Below are 20,210 nucleotides of genomic sequence, written 5' to 3' on the forward strand. Positions count from 1 at the left end.
CCACCGCCCCCTGACCCACCGTGCTCTCGGCCCGTCGGCCCGTCGGCGCGCGGCCCGGTGGGTCGTGCGCGGGACGGTGCCGCTCAGCGGCCGGGGCGGGCGGTGGCGTCGTCCAGGGCTTCCCGGATCTTCGGGGGCAGTTCGATGCTCTCCACCGAGAGGATCTCCTCCAGCTGCGGGAGCGTGCGCGGACCCACCACCGCGGACGCCACGCCCGCCTGGTCCCGGGCCCAGCTCAACGCCACGGCCAGTGGTGAGACGCCGAGGCCCTCGGCGGCGGTGCACACCGACTCCACCACCCTGCGGCTGCGGTCGTCCAGATAGGGCTCGACGTAGGGCGCCATGTGCGGGAACGCGGCCCGCGAGTCCGGGGGCACCCCGTTGCGGTACTTGGCGCTGAGCACGCCTCGGCCCAGCGGCGACCAGGCGATCAGGTGGGCGTCGCCCGCGGCCGTCGCCGGTCGCAGCGCGTGGTCGGCCGCGCGGTTGAGCAGGGAGTACTCGGTGCCGACGCTCACCAGCGGCACGCGGCCCGGCAGCGCGCGCTGCCAGGTGGCCAGGGTCGCGAACTGCCACGCGTCCAGGTTGCCGGTGCCCACGTAGCGGGCCTTGCCCGAGGCGACCGCGGTCTCCAGCGCGGACAGCGTCTCCTCGGGCGGGGTGTGGGGGTCGAACACGTGCAGCTGCCACAGGTCGACGTAGTCGGTCTGCAGGCGTCGCAGGGAGGCGTCCAGCGACGCCAGCAGGTGCCGCCTGGAGGTGTCGACCGGGCGGTAGCCCTCGGGGGTGTGGCCGCTCTTGGTGGCGACCACGACGTCCTCGCGTCGTACGGTCCCGCGCAGGAGCCGGCCCAGGATGCGCTCGCTCTGTCCGCCCGTGTAGATGTCCGCGGTGTCCACGAGCGTGCCGCCGGCGTCCGCGAACGCGGTGAGCTGCTGCCCGGCCTCCTCCTCGGAGGTGTCCTTTCCCCAGGTCATCGTGCCGAGAGCGGTACGAGACACCCAGAGCCCTGATCTGCCCACCTGTCGCTGTTCCATGCGGCGGAGAGTACCTTGTCCACCACCGAGGGGGAGGTCGGACGTCCTCTGGCACGCCTTCCCCCGACACCGAGAACGCCCTTCCGTCAAGCCGTGACATTCCGGACGGGCTCCCGTGGGTTGCCGGTCACCGGTAGTTGACCGGACGTAGGTCGGGGGTACACCTTGGCTGCGTACCGTCATCGCAGTCCGGACCGTGGCTGAGGTGCGACGTGTGACACGGCCCGGCCGGACCGTGTCCCCCAGACCCTGTGCCCGCGCCCGTCATTCGGCGCACCACTGAAACGAAAGTCCGTACCGAGTGTCCATCTTCGAGGCGGTCGTTCTCGGCCTCATCCAAGGACTCACCGAGTTCCTGCCCATCTCCTCCAGCGCGCACCTGCGCGTCTTCGCGGCGTTCTTCAACTGGCCCGACCCGGGCGCGGCCTTCACCGCCGTGAGCCAGATCGGCACCGAACTCGCGGTGATCCTCTACTTCCGCAAGCGCATCTGGGCGATCATCTCCGTCTGGTGCCGGTCCCTGTTCGACCGGGAACTGCGCTCCGACATCAACGCCCGCATGGGCTGGTACATCATCATCGGCACCATCCCGATCGGTGTGCTGGGCCTGCTCCTGGAGGACCAGATCGAGGGGGTCTTCCGCGACCTGCGGCTGATCGCCCTCAACCTCATCATCTTCGGCATCATCCTCGGTCTCGTCGACCATCTGGCCCGCCGCCAGAACGAGATCGAGGACCTCACCCTGAAGCGGGGCCTCACCTTCGGTCTGTTCCAGACCCTCGCGCTGATCCCGGGTGTCTCCCGCTCGGGCGCCACCATCACCGGTGGTCGTCTGTTGGGCTTCACCCGTCCGGCCGCCGCGGAGTTCGCGTTCCTGTTGGCCCTGCCCGCCGTGTTCGCCTCCGGTCTGTACAAGCTGTTCGACATCGGCGGCGACGAGTACGCGGGCTGGGGCGCCACGATCGTCGGCACCCTGGTGGCGTTCGTGATCGGCTACATCGTCATCGCCTGGCTGATGAAGTTCATCTCCACGCACAGCTTCATGCCGTTCGTGTACTACCGCATCGCCCTGGGCGTGGTGATCCTCGTCCTCGTCTACTTCGGCGTGCTCGCACCGGAGGGCGGAGCCGGGGTGGTCTGACCCCCGCCGGGGCCGGTCGCGACCGGCCCCGGCGTCCGCTCCGCGGGAGCCCTACCCTGGAGCCATGGCGACACCGGCTGAGACCACGGACACCCCGCCCGCCCCCGAAGCGGTCACCCTTCTGCTCGTCCGACACGGGATGACCGATGCCACCGGCCCGCGCCTGGCCGGCCGGGCCCCGGGCGTACACCTCAACGACACCGGCCGGGACCAGGCGGCCGATCTGGCGCACCGGATGGCGGGGCTGGCGCCCGCCGCTCTGGTGTCCAGCCCGCTCGAACGCTGCCAGGAGACCGCCGCGGCCCTGGCCGAACGCCTCGGTACGCCCATCACGACCGACGAACGCTTCGTCGAGTGCGACTACGGCAGCTGGACCGGGCGCTCCCTCACCGACCTTGCGGCCGAACCCCTGTGGCGGGTGGTCCAGGACCACCCCAGCGCCGCCCGCTTCCCCGGCGGGGAGGCGCTGTCGGCGACCTCGGCCCGCGCGGTGGAGGCCGTCCGGGACTGGAACACCCGACTCCTGGAATCGGCGACGGACGCGCCGCCTGTCTACGTGGTGTGCAGCCACGGCGACGTCATCAAGGCGATCGTCGCGGACGCGCTGGGGATCCATCTGGACCTGTTCCAGCGTCTGCGCGTGGACCCCTGTTCGATCACCTCGATCACCTACACGCGCACCCGTCCCTTCCTCAACGGGCTCAACGAGACCGGCCGACCCCTGTCCGGTGTGCTGCCCACCCCGGCGGAGACCCGCGGTGACGCCGCCGTCGGTGGCGGGGCCGGCGGCGCCACACCCTGACCCGGGGGGGCTCCGGCCGACCGGACCCCACCTCGCGCGGTCCCGGGGACACGGTCCGCGGGGCGGCACGGCGGCGCCCCGACACGCCCGGGGCCGGGCACGGCACGGAACCCGACCGGCCCTCCGTTTCGGCCGTCCCCGGGCGGGGCGGGTGGAATCGTCGCCCGTGACCGTCATCCCGTAGGCTGCAACCATGCCCGTCTTTCAGTTCAACCCGCCGGAACGGTTCATCGCGGGAACCGTGGGCCAGCCGGGGGACCGCACCTTCTTCCTCCAGGCCGTGGGCGAGGGTCGCATCACCAGTGTCGTGTTGGAGAAGGCCCAGGTCGAGGCCTTGGCCACCCGTATCGAGGAGCTCCTGGAAGAGGTGCACCGACGCTTCGGCTCCCCACCCGATGAGGAGGTCGCCCCCGAGGACGATGGTCCTCTGGAGCAGCCCATCGAGCAGGACTTCCGCGTCGGCACCCTGGCCCTGGCCTGGGACGCCGAGGCCGCCCGCGTGATCATCGAGGCGCAGGAGATCGACGAGAGCGCCACCGAGGAACTGGTCGAGGACGAGGAGGAGGACGAGCCCGAGGTCTTCGCCGAGGAGGCGCCGGCCCACCGTGACGTCCTCCGGGTCTACCTCACCCCCGCTGAGGCGCGCGCCTTCGCCGGTCGGGCCCTGAAGGTGGTCTCCGCGGGGCGCCCCGACTGCCCCCTGTGCGGCCGACCGCTGGATCCGGCCGGGCACATCTGTGCCCGTCAGAACGGCTACCGCCCGGACCGACTCGTCTGACCTTGAACGCCGACGACACCACCGAGGGCGGTCCGGCCCCGGCCGACTTCGGCGGGATCGACCCCGCCGAGGGCATCGACCTGCTGCGCGAGGGCGCCCTCACCGTCGAGGGCCGCCTGGCCGACGCCTCCAACGCCACCCTGTACTGCAGGATCTCCGACGGCTCCCGTGCGGCGGTCTGCGTCTACAAACCCGTGGCGGGGGAGCGTCCCCTGTGGGACTTCCCCGACGGCACGCTGGCCGGGCGCGAGGTCTCCGCCCACGCGGTCTCCGAGGCGTTGGGCTGGTCCGTGGTGCCGCCCACCGTGTTCCGCGACGGCCCCTACGGCGAGGGCATGGTCCAGCTGTGGGTCCACGGCGACCCGACCGTCGACCTGGTCGCCCTGTCCCGGGAGACTGACCACCGGGGTCTGCGCAGGATGGCGGTGCTCGACGCGGTGATCAACAACTCCGATCGCAAGATCGGTCACCTGCTGCCCACTCCGGGGGGTCACCTGTACGGCTGTGACCACGGGGTGTCCTTCGCCGAGGACTACAAGCTGCGCACCGTGCTGTGGCAGTGGCAGGGACTGCCGCTCACCGAGGAGGCCGTGGAGGCCCTGACCCGGTTGCGGTCCCGACTGCGCGATTCCGACGATCCCCTGTCGGTCGCCCTCGCCGGGTACCTCACCGGTCCGGAGCTGTACGCGTTGCGCTCGCGGGTGGATCTGTTGGTCCACCACGGCATCCATCCCTACCCGGCCCCCGACTGGCCTTCGGTCCCCTGGCCACCCGTGTGAGCAGCATCAAGCCGTTCGTCTGCCGTTACCCGGGAGTAGGAATGGTGTTCCACTCCCCGATCCCGGCACAATGGTTTCCGTGAGCAACGAGTGGAACTACCTTTTCGACATGGACGGTGTGCTCGTACGCGAGGAACACCTGATCCCCGGCGCCGACGCGCTCATCGCCGAGCTGCGGGAGCAGGGAACCCCGTTCATGGTGTTGACGAACAACTCCATCTACACCCCGCGTGACCTGCGGGCGCGCCTGCTCAACACGGGTCTGGACATCCCCGAGGAGTCCATCTGGACCTCCGCGCTTGCCACCGCCCAGTTCCTCCAGACCCAGCGTCCGGGCGGTTCGGCGTACGTGGTGGGCGAATCCGGCCTGACCACCGCGCTGCACAACGTCGGTTACGTGATGACCGAGCGCGAGCCGGACTACGTGGTGCTGGGGGAGACCCGCACCTACAGCTTCGAGGCCATCACCAGGGCCATCCGCCTGGTGCGCAACGGCGCCCGGTTCATCGCCACCAACCCCGATGAGACCGGACCCAGCGCCGAGGGTCCCCTGCCCGCCACGGGCGCGGTTGCCGCGCTCATCGAGAAGGCGACCGGCCGTCGCCCGTACTTCGTCGGCAAGCCCAACCCCTTGATGATGCGTTCGGCGCTGCGCCGTATCGGCGCGCACTCGGAGAACACCCTCATGGTCGGTGACCGGATGGACACCGACGTGCTCAGCGGCCTGGAGGCCGGTCTGCAGACCGTGCTGGTGCTGTCGGGCATCTCCGGTCGGGAGACCGCCGACGAGTTCCCCTACCGGCCCACCCGCGTGATCGAGTCCGTCAAGGAACTCGTGGGACACACGGGCGCCCCCTTCGGCGAACTGGGTTAGGCGTACACACGACGGGGGCGGTGGACCGTGAGTCCACCGCCCCCGTGGCGTCGTGTCAGGCGCTCTGTCGCTGCTTGGCGATCTCCTCGACCTTGGCCGCCTCTTCACGGCGTCGGGCGCGGAGCAGTTCCAGGCGTTCGGCGAGGACCTCCTCGAGGTCCTCCATGCTGCGGCGTTCGAGCAGCATGTCCCAGTGCGTACGCACCGGCTTGGTGTTCTTGGGCTCCTCGCCGCCGCCGTCCCTGCGCAGGGCGCGGTCGCCGCAGAAGCGGCATTCCCATTCGGCGGGGATCTCCGCCTCGGTCGCGAAGGTGACCGCGAAGCGGTGGCCCCGGGTGCAGTCGTACGTGACCTCTTGCCGGGGGGCCAGGTCGGTGTTGCGGTCGTTCTCGTAGCTCGTCGCCCCGAGCCGTGTACCGCGAAGTGCTCGCTCGGCCATCGTGTGGGTGCCTCCAGGCGCTCGTGCGGTCTCGCGGGGTGTAACGCGTCGGTCCACGTCAAGATTCCCCGCCTGCCTGAGGTCGAACCACGTCGGCGGGCGCGGGAAGCCCGCGAGAGCCGAGAGACCGGCCTCACCGGTACTCCCCGGCGTATGTGACCTGTACCACTCTAGGGTCGAGTTCTGATGGCCGTGGGTAGCGACGCGGGTCCGCAGGGGTGCGTGTGGCCCCGGGGGCGGAAGTGGCCCGGGTCGCGTTGGTCGACTCCGGGAGTGGTGGCGCGCCCCGCGTCCGTGGGTGCGTCGGGCCGCCGCTTCGTGGGTGTCGCGCGTGCGACGCCGTCCACTCGCCTATGCATCCATACCCCGGGGTGCGGTTCGCGCAATGCGCGATCGGGCGCACACAAAGGTCAGGGGTGTGCTTTCGCTCCGAGATCGATCGTGCGGTAATGCCCGCCCCCGTGGGGATGTGAAGTGAGCTTTGCCTGTTTCGCGATAATTGATTATTTTTATTGCGCCATAGTCGATGAGTGAACTTGATGATATGTTGGCTCGCTGTGTGACGAAAAGGCATGGTTATAGCTTTCCTGTGGCCTTTTCGCGCGCATCTTCGCACGTGGAACGCGATCGCCCGAGTCGGCCCCGCGGCGTGCGCGACGAGTGAAGACGCAGCCGGACGCGGAGCCCCCCATGACTGCCGAGAACCCCCTCCCCAGTGGAGCGCCACCGTCGAGCGCCGCCGCGCCGCGTCGCCTCCTCCTGCTGGTGCCCGTCCTCGCGCTCTGGGGGTGGGCCCTCGCGTTCGCCCGGCCCGAGACCCTCCCGTCCGTCCTGGCCGCCGGCGCGGCCTCCCTGCTCCTCGGTGTGGTCCTGGCCCTGCTCTTAGCCGCTCGGGACCGCCGCGTCGCCACGCTGGGCGCCGAGCTGGAGCGGGTGCGCGCCGAGTCCGCCGCGCTGGCCTCCGACACGCTGCCCCGGTTGGTCGCACGGCTGAGCGAGGGCGACTCCGCCGAGACCGCCCTGCACCGGAGCGCCCTGCCGCAGGACCCCGGGGCCGCCGCGCTACTGCGACTCGCGGCCACCGAGATCGCCACCGCCCAACGCCGTCGCGCGGCCGCCATGGCCGCCTGCGCCACCGCCGCGGGACGGGTCCAGGCCCTGACCACCACGATGCTCGCCGATCTGCGGCGCATGCAGGAACGACACGGTGACGGTGCCGGCGGGCCGGACGTCCTCGGCGACCTCATGCACCTCGACCACACCACCGCGCAGGCGGGGCGTACGGCCGACAGCATCGCCGTCCTCACCGGAGCCCGCTCCGGACGCCGCTGGAGTCGGTCCATTCCGATGGAGAGCGTCCTGCGGGGCGCCATGGGAAGGATCGGCGCCTACCAGCGTGTGCGCACCCACGGATTCCCTCCGCTCGCCGTGGCCGGCTTCGCCGCCGAGGGGGTCATCCACGCCCTGGCCGAACTCCTCGACAACGCGGCCACGTTCTCGCCGCCCACCGCGGAGGTCCACGTCCACGTGGAGGAGGTCCAGGCCGGCGTCGCCATCATGGTCGAGGACGGCGGCCTGGTCATGGGCGAGGAGGCGCTGCGGCGGGCCCGCCACGCGGTCGGCAGCGGGATGGACATCGCCGCGCTCTCCGGAACCCGCCTGGGTCTGGCCGTCGTCGGTCGCCTCGCCCAGAGGTACGGGCTCTCGGTCTCCTTCCGTTCCTCCTCCCGGGGCGGCACCGGGGTGGTCCTGCTGCTGCCACAGCGCCTCATCAAACCGTTGCCGGCCCCGGCCGCCCCGTCCGCACCCGCTCCGGACACCCAGCACCGCACCGCGGTACACCCGTCCGGCGCTCCCACCGCGCCGGCCCGGACCCCCAGCCCGGTACCCGCCGACGAGCCCGCGCCCCGGCTCGTCGGTGGGCTGCCCCAACGTCGGCGCGGCCGTACCCTCGCCGCCGTCGAACGCACTCGGCCCGCCCCCGCGGACACCGGTCCCCCCACCTCGGCGACAGGGTTCGGCGCGTTCCGCTCGGCGGTGCGCGGACAGCGACCCGCCGACGCACCGAAGGACACCTGATGGATCTCACCACCCTGACCTGGCTGCTCGAAGGGCTGCTCGAACGCACCCCGGGCGCCCGCCACGCACTCGTGCTCTCCCGCGACGGGCTCAAGTTGTGCCACACGTCCGGTCTGGGCATCGACAGCGCCGACCACCTCGCGGCGATCGCCGCCGGTGTGCAGAGCCTCGCCCACAGCGCCTCGATGGAGTTCGGCGACGGTGGGGGAGGGGTGCGCCAGGCCATGGCCGAGTTCTACGGCGGCCTTCTGTTCATCGTCGAGGCCGGTCAGGGGGCCCACCTGGCCGTCATCACCACCGACGCCGCCGATCCCGGTCTGGTCGGCCACAACATGAACGAGTTGGTCGAGCAGATGGGCGAACACCTGACCGCCCCGACCCGGGCCGGGACGGCGTGAACCCGTCGTACCGGCAGGAGGGGCCGGATCGGCTCTACGTCATCACCTCCGGGCGCAGCGGCGGTGCCGACGACGCCCTGGACGCGGTCACCCTCGTGGTGGCCGAGAGCGAACCCACGGCCGGGATGCAGTCCGAACACGCGCGCATCCTGCGTCTGTGCGTGAGCCCTCTGTCGGTGGTCGAGATCGCGGCCCACCTGCGTCTGCCCGTGACGGTCGTGCGCATCCTGCTCACCGACCTCATCGACACCGGCCGGGTGACCGCGCGTCACCCGGCCCCCGCGCCCTCACCGGCGCGCCCGCTCGCCTCCCCGGACGTGTTGGAGAAGGTGCTCGTTGCACTCCACAACCTCTGAACCCCCCTCCCCGGCCACGGTCGTCGGGACCCCGACGGCCCCGCTGCCGGACAGCGCCTCCCAGGCCCTGAAGATCGCCGTGGTCGGAGGGTTCGGGGTCGGCAAGACCACCATGGTGCGCTCGGTCAGCGAGATCAGACCCCTCACCACCGAGGAGACGATGACCCGGGCGGGGGCCGAGATCGACGACCTGCGGGGGGTGGAGGGCAAGAACACCACCACCGTCGCCTTCGACTTCGGACGCATCACCCTGGACTCCACCTCGGTCCTCTACCTGTTCGGCGCCCCCGGCCAGCAACGTTTCTGGTTCCTGTGGGACCGCCTGTTCACCGGAGCCCTCGGCGCCGTCGTCCTCGTCGACACCCGCCGCCTGGAGGACTGCTTCTACGCCATCGACCGCCTGGAGGCCCAGGGCACCCCGTTCGTGGTGGCCCACAACGACTTCGGCGAGGCCGACCACGCACTGGAGGACGTGCGTTCGGCCCTGGACCTGGACCCGTCGGTGCCCCTGATGCGCTGCGACGCGCGCGAGCGCGGCTCGGCCAAGGACGTCCTCATCCGCCTGGCCGAGCACGTGCGGACCCTGGTGCGGGAGGGACGGCGATGAGCGGGTGCCCGGTGTCGCAGGGCCGTGTCCTTTTGCACGGTCCGGAGTTCCAGACCCATCCGGCGGGTCTGTACCGGCTCATGCGGGCCGGACACGGGCCGGTGGTCCCGGTCTACATGGACGGTGACGTCCCGGCCTGGTTGGTGGTGGGCTACCGGGAGCTGCACCGTGTGCTCACCGAATCGGACGTCTTCCGCCGCAGTTCCCGGAACTGGAACGCCTGGGACCGGGTGCCCGCCGACTGGCCGCTGCTGCCGTTGGTCATGCGACTGCCGACCGTGTTGTACTCCGAGGGAGAGGAGCACCGCCGCAAGGCCGGTGCCCTCGCCGACGCCCTGTCCGGGGTCGACGCCCACGAACTGCGCACCGTCACCACGAGGATGGCGGACCGTCTCATCGACGCCTTCTGCGCCTCGGACGCGGCGGACCTGCGCGCGTCCTACACGGCACGGCTGCCCGCGCTGGTGCTCGGTTGGATGTACGGGCTCGACGACGATCACGGCACCCACCTGGGCCGATTGATGACTACGATGATCGACGGCGGCTCCGAGGCCATGTCCGCCCAACAGTCCCTGATGGCGCTCCTGGGCGAGATCGTGGCCCGACGTCGCCGCCACCCCGGGCCGGACGTCGTCTCCCGACTGCTCGCCCATCCCGCCGGCTACACCGACGAGGAGGCGATCCCCGAGCTCATCGTGCTCTTGGGCGGAGGCGGCCAGCCCACGTCGGAGTGGCTCGGCAACGCCCTGCGCCTGATGCTCACCGACGACCGGTTCGCCGCCTCCATCGCCGGGGCGCGCAGCAGCGTCCGGGACGCCCTCAACGAGGTCCTCTGGGAGGACACCCCCACCCAGATCCAGGCGGGACGCTACGCCGCGCACGACGTGGAGCTCGGCGGGCGGCTCATCCGCCGAGGCGACATGCTCCTCCTGGGGTTGGCCGCCGCCAACCGCGACCCGGAGGTACGCCCTGGGTCGACCACGGCGGCGGGCCACGGCAACCACGCGCACCTGTCCTTCTCCCACGGCCGGCACCGGTGCCCCTACCCGGCCCAGGAGATCGCCGAGACCATCGCGGTGACCGGCATCGAGGTCCTCATGGACCGGGTGCCGGACGTCGAACTGGCGGTCCCGGCCGAACGTCTGCGCTGGCGCCCATCCCCCTGGGTCCGCGGCGTCACCGCACTGCCGGTCACCTTCACCCCCACACCCCCCAGAGGAGACCACTGATGTCCTGCCCCGTACAGCACGGCCCCTCCGACACCATCACCCTGGACCCCTACGTCCGGGACCTGCGGGCCGAACGCGAGATCCTCCACCAGGCCGGACCGGTCACCCGCGTCACCCTGCCCGGTGGCGTCACGGCCTGGGCCGTGACGCACCACGCCGCCGCCCGAGCCGCGCTCACCGACCCGCGCCTGGTCAAGGACGTCGCGCACTGGGACGACCTTCAGCAGGGGCGCGTCCCCGAGTCCTGGCCGCTGCTCAGCACCATTCCGCCCACGCCCACCAACCTGCTCGGCACCGACGGAGCCGAGCACAAGCGCCTGCGTCTGCTGACCGCCAAGGCCTTCTCCGCGCGCAGCGTCGAACGCCTGCGCCCGCGCGTCCACGAGCTGACCGAGTCCCTGTTGGACGCGATGGAACCGAAGGCCGACCGGCCCCTGGACCTGAAAGGCGAGTTCGCGTTCAAACTGCCGATGAGCGTGATCGGTGAGCTCTACGGTGTGGACGTCGCCGAACACGATCGACTCCGCGACATGTACGTGAAGTTCTTCAGCGCGGTCACCACACCGGAGGAATTCACGCACACCTACGCGACCCTCGAACGCTATTACGAGAACATGATCGCCGAGAAACGCGAGAATCCCGGAGACGACCTCACCACGGAATTGATCCATGCGGGTGAGAACGGCGACTCGCTCACCGATCTGGAGATCCGCGGGACCCTGCAGGTGGTGGTCGCCGCCGGCCACGAGACCACCGTCAACCTTCTCTGCAACGCGGTCCGGGCCCTGCTGGCCCACCCCGAGCAGTTCGACCTCGTCAAGAGCGGCCGGGTGGGCTGGGACGCGGTGGTGGAGGAGACCCTGCGCTTCGATCCGCCCACGTCCAACATGGTCTTCCGGTTCGCGACGGAGGACGTGGAGATCGGCGGGGTCACCATCGGCAAGGGCGAGGCGTTGATGACCTCCTACGGCGCGATCAGCCGTGACCGCGCCGAACACGGCGAGGACCCGCACCCCGACACCTTCGACCTGCTCCGGGGTGGAGGGCGCCACATCTCGTTCGGGTACGGGCCGCACGTGTGCCCCGGTTCGCACCTGGCCCGCATGGAGGGGCGGATAGTCCTGCCCCTGTTGTTCGAGCGGTTCCCGGACCTGAGGCTCGCCGAACCCGACGCCGCGCTGGAGAACCATCCCTCCATCGTCGTCAACAGCCTCAAGGAGCTTCCGGTCCTGCTCCGGCCGTGACCGCCGCCCCGGGATCCGACCCGACTCCGTCCGAGGGGTGGTTCCGGGGCCCGCGGCCGTCGTGGACGCGGGGCGCCCTCCCGGCGGCCCGCGTCATGGCCGCTCCAGGAAGCGGCCAGGAATCATCCAAGAACGGAGGAAAACGGATGAAAGGGAGTAGAAATCCCTAAACTCGACAGTCCGAGTGCCGTTCCCGGGGGGTGCGAGGACATGTCGCGAACGACGGCGGCCGTGGCCACCGTCCTGCTGCTCGTGGTCGGCTGCGGACCGGCGTCCGAAGGCGAGGAGGCCGTGACCACCGGTGCGGAGGAGTCGTCGGGGGTCGAGCGACCCGCCACCGAGGAGACGGACACCGTCCCCGGCCGGCCCCCCGACGTCGCACCGGGGCCGTCCCCGGCCGACCCCGTCGCACCGGACGCCGAGAGTGCCGCTCCCGGAGCACCGGGGTCGGCGGGCGGCGTACGGATCCGGGAGGGGCAGGCGGAGGAACCGGCCACCGGTGCGGCGGTCGATCCCGAGCAGGCCACCGCGTACATGAGGGCGTTGGCCGACTCCGACGATCCCGACGCCATGCGCGAGGGCCTGTCCCTGACGGTCGAGGACTCCACCGCCCACACCTTCCTGCGTCACCACGCCCAGGTCGCGGCCGCCTACGCCGGGGCCGGAGACCCGTTGGACCCCGCCTCCCTGGAACCCACCGAGGACGGGTTCCGGACGTGCGCGGCCACCACCGGGGACTGCGTCGACCTCACCGACTTCACCGCCGACGACGGACTGCTCACCGGATTCCGGGTGGACGGTGAGGACCTCGGTGAACGCCTGGTCGCCGGACACGGGGTCACCGCCTCCTCCGAGGGGGTCGACGCCCACCTGCTCACCGCCTACCAGGACGTCACCGACGACACCCTGGTCATCACCGCCGAGTTCACCACCGTCGACGACGTGGATCTGGACCTACCGGGCGCCGTCTACTCCTCCCCGGACGGCGCCCGCGCGCGTGTGGCCGAGGCGGTGGGCGCGTACCGGCTGCGCGCGGGCACCGCGACGGAGGCGGCGCTGTTCCTTCCCCTCACCCCGGTCGGCGGAAAGCTCACCATCGGTGGATGCCTGCCGGAGTGCTCCGCCCGGATCCATCTGGAGTTCCCCGTGCGGTAGAGGCGTGGAGCGAGGCGCCCCGCACCGGAGGCCACGGTGGCGTCGGGTTCCGCCCCACCCGTGGACCGCACGCACCATGGCGAAGGGGGTCGCCGACCTCGGTCGACGACCCCCTTCCTCCGGACACGTGGCCCGCCGGGGTCCTAAGAGCGGTCCGAGGCCTCGGACCCGACCGTCTCCGGTGCGGGGCCGGGCTCCTCGACCGGCTTCTCCGTCCGGCGGTCGCGACCGCCCAGGACGTTGAAGAACACGTTGAGGATCAGTGCCGACGCGGTGGCCGTGACGATGCCCGAGTGCAGGATCATCGTCGCCCACTCCGGGAAGCCGGCGAAGAAGTCCGGTGCGGCGATGGACAGCACGCCGAACCCGAGCGAGACCGCGACGATGACCAGGTTCTGGTTGCCCTCGTAGTCCACCTTGGCCAGGGTCTGGATGCCGGCCGCCGCCACCGAACCGAACAGTACGATGCCCGCGCCGCCCAGGACGGGGGAGGGGATCATCGCCACGACCCGGCCCAGGATCGGGAAGAGGCCCATCGCGACCAGCAGGGCCGCTCCGGTGGCCACCACGTAGCGGCTCTTGACCTTGTTCAGCGCGATGAGGCCGATGTTCTGGCTGAACGTGCTGCCCGGGAAGGAGTTGAGCAGGGGGCCGACCACGGCGGTGGCGGCGTCGGCGCGCAGACCGTCGGCCAGGCGACGCCCGTCGACCTTGGACCCCACGACCGCGCTCACCGCGAGGATGTCCGCCATGCCCTCGGACAGGATCACGATCATCATGATGCACATGGTGATGATCGCGGCGATCTGGAACTCCGGCGGCCCGAAGTGGAAGGGCGTGGGCAGGGAGAAGACCGCGCCCTCGCCCACCGAGGCGAAGTCGACCTGACCCAGGGCGGCGGCCAGCAGCGTGCCCAGCACCAGACCGAGAAGGATGGAGGCTCTGCCCCACACCCCGCGCAGCACCTTGGACAGCACCAGGATCATCACCAGGGTCGCCCCGCCCAACAGCAGCCCCGTGTCGGTGGGGACGCCGGAGGCGTCGTTCTCGGTGATCCAACCGACGGCGACCGGGATGAGGGCGAGTCCGACGACGGTGATCACGCTGCCGGTCACCACCGGCGGGAAGAAGCGGATCAGGCTCGCCATGACCGGGGCGATGAGGATGCCGAACAGCCCGGCGACGAGGGAGGCGCCGAAGACCGCGGGCAGGCCGCTGGACTCGCCGATCGCGGTCATCGCGGTGATGGGGATGAACGAGGCGCCGATGACGAGGGGCATGCGCATGCCGAAGCGCCATACGCCCAGGGTCTGGATCAGTGTCATCAGACCGCTGACCAAAAGCGCGGCGCTGATGATGAGGCCGGTCTCCACCGGGTCCAGACCCACCGCCGCGGCCATGATGAGCGGCGGGGTGATGACACCGGCGTAGAGCGCCAGGATGTGCTGGACGCCGTAGGTGAGCATCAGCCGTAGCGGCGGACGTTCGTCCTCGGGGCGCTCGCCGACGGCGGAGCCGGGGGCGTCGGTCGCGGGAGCCGAGCCGCCCTTGGGGAACTTCATCGTGGTGGGGCCTTCCGAAGTCGTACGATCACGCCCCTGAATCATCGGATGCTCTGAACGACCATGCAAATTCGGGGCGAACGGTTGGAGAAACACACCAATGCGGAGAGAGGGGATGTGGTCGCAACGTGTGATCGATGGAGGTCGCGTCGGTGCACCGTGATCGGGGGCGCATCGCCGACCGCGTCGGGCTTCCCGGCCCGCCTCGGCCGCGCGCGCCGTCCCACCGACCCGGCCCGCGCACGCGCCTCGCCCCGACGGGGACGTGACGAAGAACGCCCTCACGCGACGGCCCCGCCGGTGCCGCCTCCCTCCACGGCGAGCGGACACCGACGGGGCCGTCGGAGCGTGCGCGGGTACCGGCCGCCCTCGCGACGAGCTCGTGCGGTCCCGATCGTGGACCTGCCCTTCGCGCTGTCCGGGCCTGGCCCTCGGGGAGGGGAGCCCGGAGGCCGAGGCGCACCTGCACCGGTTCGTGTGGCGGCGGAGGGGCAGGGAGCTGTGTCCTCTTGGTGCAGGGCCCTCGCCTCCCGGCCGCACGCCCGCGTCCGGGCAACGTGCGCGGGCAACGTGCGCGGGCCGACCGGGCACGTCGCACGGCCGGCCACCGGCACGCGTGGCCACCGGGGTGGAACACCCGCCATCGGCCCGTGGAGCCTGGGCTCAGAGGGTTCCCGTACCGAACCCCCGCGGCCCCTAGCGCGCCCGCTCCACCCGACCCTCGTCCCAGACCGGCGCGTCGGCCTCGTACACCCGACCGTCCGCGCCGAACACCACGAACCGGTCGAAGCCCCGGGCGAACCAGCGGTCGTGCGTGACCGACAGGATGGTGCCCTCGAAGGCCTCCAACGCCGACTCCAGTGCCTCGGCCGACACCACGTCCAGGTTGTCGGTGGGCTCGTCCAACAGCAGCATCGTCGCCCCCGACAGTTCCAGCAGCAACACCTGGAACCGGGCCTGCTGGCCGCCCGACAGGGTGTCGAAGGTCTGCTCGGCACTGGGGGCCAGCTCGTAGCGGTCCAACGCCCGACCGGCCTCGTCCCGAGGTACGCCCTTTCGAGAGCCCTCACCGTTGTGCAGGATGTCGGACAACGTGCGTCCGGCGAACTCCGGATGTTCGTGCGTCTGGGCGAACCACCCCGGCCGCACCCGGGCCCCCAAACGGGCCCGGCCGTGGTGCGCGACCGGTACGATCCGGGACCGCTCCTCCTCGGGCACCATCGATGACTCCGGATCATCGCCGCCACCGGCCAGCAACCGCAGGAAGTGGGACTTGCCCGACCCGTTGGAGCCCAGCACCGCCACACGGTCCCCGTACCAGACCTCCAGATCGAAGGGGCGCATCAGCCCGGTCAGCTCCAGACGCTCACAGACCAGGGCCCGCTTGCCCGTGCGGCCGCCGCGCAGGCGCATCCGCAGGCTCTGTTCCCGAGGCCTCCGCCGGGGCGGACCGGCCTCCTCGAACCGGTGCAGGCGCGTCCGCGCGGACTGGTACCGGGAAGCCATGTCCGAGTTGTAGGCCGCCTTCTGCTTGTACATCGTCACCAGGGCCCGGAGCTTGGCGTGCTCCTCGTCCCAACGGCGACGCAACTCCTCCAGGCGGGCGAAGCGCTCCCGCCGGGCCTGGTGATAGGTGTCGAAGGCGCCACCGTGCACCCACACACTGTTGCCCGCGGCGCCCAGTTCGACCGTGACGACCCGGTCCGGCACCCGGCTGAGCAGTTCACGGTCGTGCGAGACGAAAAGCACGGTCTTGGGAGAGGCGCGCAGGGCCTCCTCGAGCCACCTTTTGCCCGGCACGTCCAGGTAGTTGTCGGGCTCGTCCAACAGCAGCACCGGGTCCGGTCCCCGCAGTAGGGCTTCGATGACCAGGCGTTTCTGTTCGCCCCCGGAGAGGGTCCGCACCTCGCGCCACCGACACCCCGCGTAGGGGACGCCCAACGCGGCCGCGCAGCACCGATCCCACACCACCTCCGCGTCGTAGCCGCCGACGTCGCCGTACCGGGTGATCGCCTCCGCGTAGCGCATCTGGGTCCGCTCGTCCTCGGAGCGCATCATGGCCTCCTCGGCCCGCTCCAGGTCCGCGTGGGCTCGGCGCACCGCCGTGGGGGAGACCGACACCAGCAGCTCGTGCACCGTGGTGGCGTCGCGCACGTGCCCCACGAACTGCGGCATGACCCCCAGACCACCGTCCACCGTCACCGCGCCCGACTGCGGCGCGATCTCCCCGCGCACCAGAGTGAGCAGGGTGCTCTTCCCCGCGCCGTTCGCGCCGACGAGCGCGGTCTTGGAACCCTCGCCGACCCGGAACGACACCTCGTCCAGCAGCACCCGCCCATCGGGCAGGGTGTGCGTGACCTGATTGACGTCGACGTGCCCCACGACCGTTCCTCCTCCACACCGGCGCACCCCTCCAGAAGCACCGGCAGGCTTCCACAGGCCCGCTGATCTCGGCAAAGGGTTTTCCCGGGAAGCGCCCCGTCGCGGCGCACCCCCACCGCGGCCCTCCCCGGACCCGGTCGGGCACGAACCGTGCCGAACCTCGCCGAGAGTGAGCGAACCGACCCGGTCGCCCGCAGCACGGGGAACGGACGGTCCTCGGGCACTGCCACAATGGCCCAGTCGTCCTGTTCGCACACGGGGGTGCGGACCAGGACCACGAGTACACGGGGGTGGCACGGTGGTCGAACGCGCGGCGCTGGATCTGGACGCGCTCGCGGTCAGCGACCGCTTCCGCCTGTTCAACTTCACCCGGCGCGACGATCACGTCACCTACCTGTGGGTGTTGCGCGCCGTGGACCGGCTCAGGGAGGTCCACCAGGTCCAGGTCGGTGCCCACGAGGTCGAGGCGACCCTGCGTGAACTCGCCGCGGTCCACCACGAGGCCCCCCTCGTCGCCGCCCAGGACCTGCGCCGCCGGCTCGACGAACTCGCCACCGACGGTGTCGTGCACCGTTTCGACGACGCCTCCCGCGCGGGCACCCTCGCCAGCTACCGCAACCGCCAGTCCGTCTACCAGTTCAGCGAACTCGGCTACCGGGCCTACCACGCGGTCGAGGGCGTCCTCGGCGCACGCGTGGAGGACGTCAACCTGTCCCGGTTGGTCTTCTCCGACGTCCTGGAGGACCTCGGTGCCCTGGCCGAGGCCAACCGCACCGGACGGGTCGAGGACGTCTACCGCCGACTGTCCCGCCTGGACTCGGTCATGGAGGACATGGGGCGACGCTCCGCCCAGTTCCACGTCACCCTCGGCGAGATCCTGCGCTCCACCGAGACCTCGACCGAGGTCTTCCTGCGCCACAAGAACGCCCTGCTCGTCCACATGTCCGACTTCATGGCCGAGCTGGACCGCTACCTGCCCCGACTCGACCGCGCGGTGCACGAGGTCGAGGCCACCGGTCTGACCACCCTGCTCTCCCGCGCCGCCGACGCCGACGAACGCCTGTTCATGGACCGGGCCGAGCGTCGGGAGGACTGGAACCGCCGTTGGTGGGCCCTGCGCGCCTGGTTCGCCACCGAGGGCGGAACGCCCGCGCGCGCCGCGGAGCTCGGACAGGCCACTCGCTCGGCCGTCTCCGGGGTGGTCGCGCTCCTGCGCCAGATCACCGAGGCCCAACGCGGCGGCGTCAACCGCTCCACCCAGCTGCGCCACCTGGCCGCCTGGGTCTTCGACACCCCCGACGACGGAGCGGCGCACGCGCTCATGGGCGCCGCCTTCAACACACGCTCCGCGCGTCACCTGGGCGTCGCCCACGAGGACGGCGACGAGTTCTCCCCTTCCGACTCCTGGCACGACGCGGCGGGTGTGGAGGTCTCGGTCACGCTGTTCCGCAACGACCGCGTGCCCACACCGGGCGTGCCCAAGCCGGTCCGGCGGGACCGGGGGACCCGCTCCGAGCTGCGCCGCCGCCAGAGCGAGGGGCGCGAGACCGAACGCGCCTCCGCCGTCCGACTGGTGCGGGAGGGCGCGCACGACCGCGTTCTCGACGACAGTGACACCAAGGTCCTGTTGCGGCTGGTCACCAAGGCGCTGGAATCGCGCGAGGTGCACACCGAGAACCAGGGGGCCCCGCCGGCCGTCGTCGGACGCCTGAAATCCGCGACCGGCGACGACGCGGGCACGCTCGTCAAGCTCGTGCCGGACGACGAGGGCAGCACCGTGCGCACCGCCCAGGGCAGCCTCCACCTGCCCGGGTTCCGACTCGAACTCGCCTCCCGTGCCCGCCGCGCCGACCGGGGCCCCGAGGGCCGCACGTCGGGACCGGGCGCCGGAGGCGAGCGCGACGACGACACCCAGAGCGCCGACCGGTCCTCCGGGAAGGGAAAGTGATGGCGAGAAGCACCCGCCCCCGTGTGTCCGACGTGGACCTGGGCACCTACCAGCAGGCCGTGCGCCGGGTGTTGACCTGCGACGTCATCACCGCGTCCCGGCCGCGCGCGGGGGTGCTCGACCAGGTCCTGTTCTGGGCCGACCAGATGGCCGAGGACCTGCGCGTGCTGTTCGGCCACCGGCTCATCGCCACCACCGACCACGTACGCCTGGTGCGCGAACTCGACCTGCTCGACCCCACACAGCGGCAGATCTTCGCTCGCAAGGGCAGGCCCTTCGACCGCCGGCGACTCGCCTACCTGTGCCTGGTCCTGGCCTCCTTCCAACGCTCCCAGGTCGAGATCAGCCTCGGCGACCTGGTGCGACGCTTCACCCCCTCGGCCAACGAGATCACGGGCCTGGGGTACGACCCCACGGACTCCACCCACAAGGCCGCGCTGGTCGACGTCGCCCACTGGTTGCTCGATCGCGGCGCCCTCCACCTGTCCGACGGATCGGTGGAGGCGTGGGCCCGCGGAGCCGAACAGGCCGACGCGCTCTTCGACATCGACCACGAGACCTGCGAGATCCTCTTCCGTCCCGGCCGCCCGGTCCAGCACCTGCACAGCGCGGCCGGGCTCCTCAACGACCCCCTCGGGCCGGACGCCTCACCCGAACGGGTCGCCCAACGCGCCCGCCGCCTGCTGGTGGAGTACCCGGTGGTCTACTACGCCGACGTCGAACCCGAGGTCGCGGCCGTCCTGCGCACCAAGGGACCGGTCGAGGAGGTGGCCCGACTCACCGGCCTGAAGCCGGAACGGCGGGCCGAGGGTGTCCTGTTGGCCGACCCCGGCGGTACCTTCACCGACCGCGCCTTCCCCGGTCGCGGAGGGGCGGTGACCCGCGCGTCCGGTCTGCTCCTGGCCCAGATCGCCACCCACTTCGAGGAGTCCTGGGCGGCGCTGCGCCGCTTGCCGGCACCGGGCCCGCTGCACGGGCACGCCGACCTGGTGGAGCGGGTCGACGCCGGTGTGCCCCGGGACGCGATCGTGACCGAGCTCGCCTGGGAAGGCGCGGAGTACACCCCACGTGTGACCGAGCCCGCCTCGACGCCCCTGGTCGAACGCGAACGACTCGAGGAGATGGTCGCCGACCTGTTCGAGGAGTTCGGGGCGGCCTCCTTCACCGTGGCCTGGCAGCGGGACCCGCACGGCCTGCTCGACGCCGCCCTGGACCTGCTGAGCGACCTGGACCTGGTGCGACCGGTCCCCGGCGGTGTCCTGGTCACCCCCGCGGCACTGCGGTACCGCAACATCCGCGGGGCACTGCCCGAACGCCCCGACACGGGTCTGCTGCCGTTCGGCGCGCTGGAGCGCGGCGCCGAACGGCAGCAGACCCGTGTCGGGGCGTTCGGGCAGTGC

18 protein-coding genes are annotated in these 20,210 nt (G+C 71.4%); 14 read left to right on the top strand and 4 right to left on the bottom strand.

The annotated features are described in order from the left end of the window. Positions 1-83 precede the first annotated feature (83 nt). Positions 84-1,037 (bottom strand): aldo/keto reductase, encoded by a 954-nt coding sequence (locus DSY14_RS18560; protein ID WP_211717855.1) that lies wholly within the window; start codon positions 1,035-1,037, stop codon positions 84-86. Positions 1,038-1,338: 301 nt separating this feature from the next. Here DSY14_RS18560 and DSY14_RS18565 point away from each other — a divergent pair, with 301 nt between their 5' ends. The 5 genes from DSY14_RS18565 (at position 1,339) to DSY14_RS18585 (ending at position 5,411) form a co-directional block, all read left to right on the top strand. Next, positions 1,339-2,178 carry an undecaprenyl-diphosphate phosphatase gene (locus tag DSY14_RS18565; protein ID WP_211717856.1) on the top strand — a complete coding sequence of 280 codons (840 nt, stop codon included), beginning with the start codon at positions 1,339-1,341 and terminating at the stop codon, positions 2,176-2,178. Between the two features lie 64 nt (positions 2,179-2,242). After that, positions 2,243-2,980, top strand: coding sequence for an MSMEG_4193 family putative phosphomutase (locus tag DSY14_RS18570; RefSeq protein WP_211717857.1), 738 nt, complete (start codon positions 2,243-2,245; stop codon positions 2,978-2,980). 193 nt (positions 2,981-3,173) lie between these two features. After that, positions 3,174-3,758 carry a DUF3090 domain-containing protein gene (locus tag DSY14_RS18575; RefSeq protein ID WP_211717858.1) on the top strand — a complete coding sequence of 195 codons (585 nt, stop codon included), beginning with the start codon at positions 3,174-3,176 and terminating at the stop codon, positions 3,756-3,758. Then, complete coding sequence (locus DSY14_RS18580) at positions 3,755-4,537, top strand: SCO1664 family protein (protein ID WP_211717871.1); 783 nt, start codon at positions 3,755-3,757, stop codon at positions 4,535-4,537. Before DSY14_RS18575 ends, DSY14_RS18580 begins: the two co-directional genes overlap by 4 nt. Positions 4,538-4,607: 70 nt before the next feature. Beyond that, positions 4,608-5,411 (top strand): HAD-IIA family hydrolase, encoded by an 804-nt coding sequence (locus tag DSY14_RS18585; RefSeq protein WP_211717859.1) that lies wholly within the window; start codon positions 4,608-4,610, stop codon positions 5,409-5,411. A 55-nt stretch (positions 5,412-5,466) separates the two neighbouring features. On the opposite strand, the gene DSY14_RS18590 is transcribed toward DSY14_RS18585, so the two are convergent. Further along, entirely contained in the window at positions 5,467-5,850 is a 384-nt protein-coding gene (locus DSY14_RS18590; protein ID WP_211717860.1) for an RNA polymerase-binding protein RbpA, read from the bottom strand. Positions 5,851-6,540: 690 nt separating this feature from the next. Between DSY14_RS18590 and DSY14_RS18595 the strand changes: the two genes are divergently transcribed. The 7 genes from DSY14_RS18595 (at position 6,541) to DSY14_RS18625 (ending at position 12,918) form a co-directional block, all read left to right on the top strand. Next, a complete protein-coding gene (locus tag DSY14_RS18595; RefSeq protein WP_211717861.1) occupies positions 6,541-7,929 on the top strand; it encodes an ATP-binding protein in 1,389 nt (462 codons plus the stop codon). Further along, positions 7,929-8,327, top strand: coding sequence for a roadblock/LC7 domain-containing protein (locus DSY14_RS18600; RefSeq protein ID WP_211717862.1), 399 nt, complete (start codon positions 7,929-7,931; stop codon positions 8,325-8,327). The genes DSY14_RS18595 and DSY14_RS18600 overlap by 1 nt, the downstream gene beginning before the upstream one ends. Next, on the top strand, positions 8,324-8,683 hold the full coding sequence (locus tag DSY14_RS18605) for a DUF742 domain-containing protein (protein ID WP_211717863.1): 360 nt from the start codon (positions 8,324-8,326) through the stop codon (positions 8,681-8,683). The genes DSY14_RS18600 and DSY14_RS18605 overlap by 4 nt, the downstream gene beginning before the upstream one ends. Further along, positions 8,664-9,290, top strand: a complete 627-nt coding sequence (locus tag DSY14_RS18610; RefSeq protein ID WP_211717864.1) for an ATP/GTP-binding protein — start codon at positions 8,664-8,666, stop codon at positions 9,288-9,290. The genes DSY14_RS18605 and DSY14_RS18610 overlap by 20 nt, the downstream gene beginning before the upstream one ends. Next, positions 9,287-10,519 carry a cytochrome P450 gene (locus DSY14_RS18615; protein WP_211717865.1) on the top strand — a complete coding sequence of 411 codons (1,233 nt, stop codon included), beginning with the start codon at positions 9,287-9,289 and terminating at the stop codon, positions 10,517-10,519. Before DSY14_RS18610 ends, DSY14_RS18615 begins: the two co-directional genes overlap by 4 nt. Then, entirely contained in the window at positions 10,519-11,763 is a 1,245-nt protein-coding gene (locus tag DSY14_RS18620) for a cytochrome P450 (RefSeq protein ID WP_211717866.1), read from the top strand. Before DSY14_RS18615 ends, DSY14_RS18620 begins: the two co-directional genes overlap by 1 nt. A 210-nt stretch (positions 11,764-11,973) precedes the next feature. Then, positions 11,974-12,918, top strand: coding sequence for a hypothetical protein (locus DSY14_RS18625; RefSeq protein ID WP_211717867.1), 945 nt, complete (start codon positions 11,974-11,976; stop codon positions 12,916-12,918). A gap of 143 nt (positions 12,919-13,061) precedes the next feature. Here DSY14_RS18625 and DSY14_RS18630 read toward each other — a convergent pair whose 3' ends face one another. Together DSY14_RS18630 and DSY14_RS18635 are read right to left on the bottom strand one after the other, a co-directional pair. After that, positions 13,062-14,480 (bottom strand): nucleobase:cation symporter-2 family protein, encoded by a 1,419-nt coding sequence (locus DSY14_RS18630; protein WP_211717868.1) that lies wholly within the window; start codon positions 14,478-14,480, stop codon positions 13,062-13,064. A gap of 696 nt (positions 14,481-15,176) precedes the next feature. Further along, the gene (locus DSY14_RS18635) at positions 15,177-16,862 is read right to left on the bottom strand and encodes an ABC-F family ATP-binding cassette domain-containing protein (protein WP_211717869.1); all 1,686 of its coding nucleotides are present in this window, start codon (positions 16,860-16,862) and stop codon (positions 15,177-15,179) included. Positions 16,863-17,160: 298 nt separating this feature from the next. Between DSY14_RS18635 and DSY14_RS18640 the strand changes: the two genes are divergently transcribed. After that, positions 17,161-18,810, top strand: coding sequence for a TIGR02677 family protein (locus DSY14_RS18640; RefSeq protein ID WP_307851271.1), 1,650 nt, complete (start codon positions 17,161-17,163; stop codon positions 18,808-18,810). Beyond that, the coding region (locus DSY14_RS18645; RefSeq protein ID WP_211717870.1) for a DUF2398 family protein at positions 18,810-20,210 on the top strand (1,401 nt) is incomplete at its 3' end. The genes DSY14_RS18640 and DSY14_RS18645, both read left to right, overlap by 1 nt.

It is taken from the genome of Nocardiopsis sp. MG754419 (assembly GCF_018207095.1).
Classification (GTDB): domain Bacteria; phylum Actinomycetota; class Actinomycetes; order Streptosporangiales; family Streptosporangiaceae; genus Nocardiopsis.

What these genes read in the sequence shown, in the direction of transcription:
- DSY14_RS18560 (WP_211717855.1), bottom strand. Translation starts at nt 1,037, where the DNA reads ATGGAACAGCGACAGGTGGGCAGATCAGGGCTCTGGGTGTCTCGTACC.
- DSY14_RS18570 (WP_211717857.1), top strand. Translation starts at nt 2,243, where the DNA reads ATGGCGACACCGGCTGAGACCACGGACACCCCGCCCGCCCCCGAAGCG.
- DSY14_RS18575 (WP_211717858.1), top strand. Translation starts at nt 3,174, where the DNA reads ATGCCCGTCTTTCAGTTCAACCCGCCGGAACGGTTCATCGCGGGAACC.
- DSY14_RS18585 (WP_211717859.1), top strand. Translation starts at nt 4,608, where the DNA reads ATGGTTTCCGTGAGCAACGAGTGGAACTACCTTTTCGACATGGACGGT.
- DSY14_RS18590 (WP_211717860.1), bottom strand. Translation starts at nt 5,850, where the DNA reads ATGGCCGAGCGAGCACTTCGCGGTACACGGCTCGGGGCGACGAGCTAC.
- DSY14_RS18595 (WP_211717861.1), top strand. Translation starts at nt 6,541, where the DNA reads ATGACTGCCGAGAACCCCCTCCCCAGTGGAGCGCCACCGTCGAGCGCC.
- DSY14_RS18600 (WP_211717862.1), top strand. Translation starts at nt 7,929, where the DNA reads ATGGATCTCACCACCCTGACCTGGCTGCTCGAAGGGCTGCTCGAACGC.
- DSY14_RS18615 (WP_211717865.1), top strand. Translation starts at nt 9,287, where the DNA reads ATGAGCGGGTGCCCGGTGTCGCAGGGCCGTGTCCTTTTGCACGGTCCG.
- DSY14_RS18620 (WP_211717866.1), top strand. Translation starts at nt 10,519, where the DNA reads ATGTCCTGCCCCGTACAGCACGGCCCCTCCGACACCATCACCCTGGAC.
- DSY14_RS18625 (WP_211717867.1), top strand. Translation starts at nt 11,974, where the DNA reads ATGTCGCGAACGACGGCGGCCGTGGCCACCGTCCTGCTGCTCGTGGTC.
- DSY14_RS18630 (WP_211717868.1), bottom strand. Translation starts at nt 14,480, where the DNA reads ATGAAGTTCCCCAAGGGCGGCTCGGCTCCCGCGACCGACGCCCCCGGC.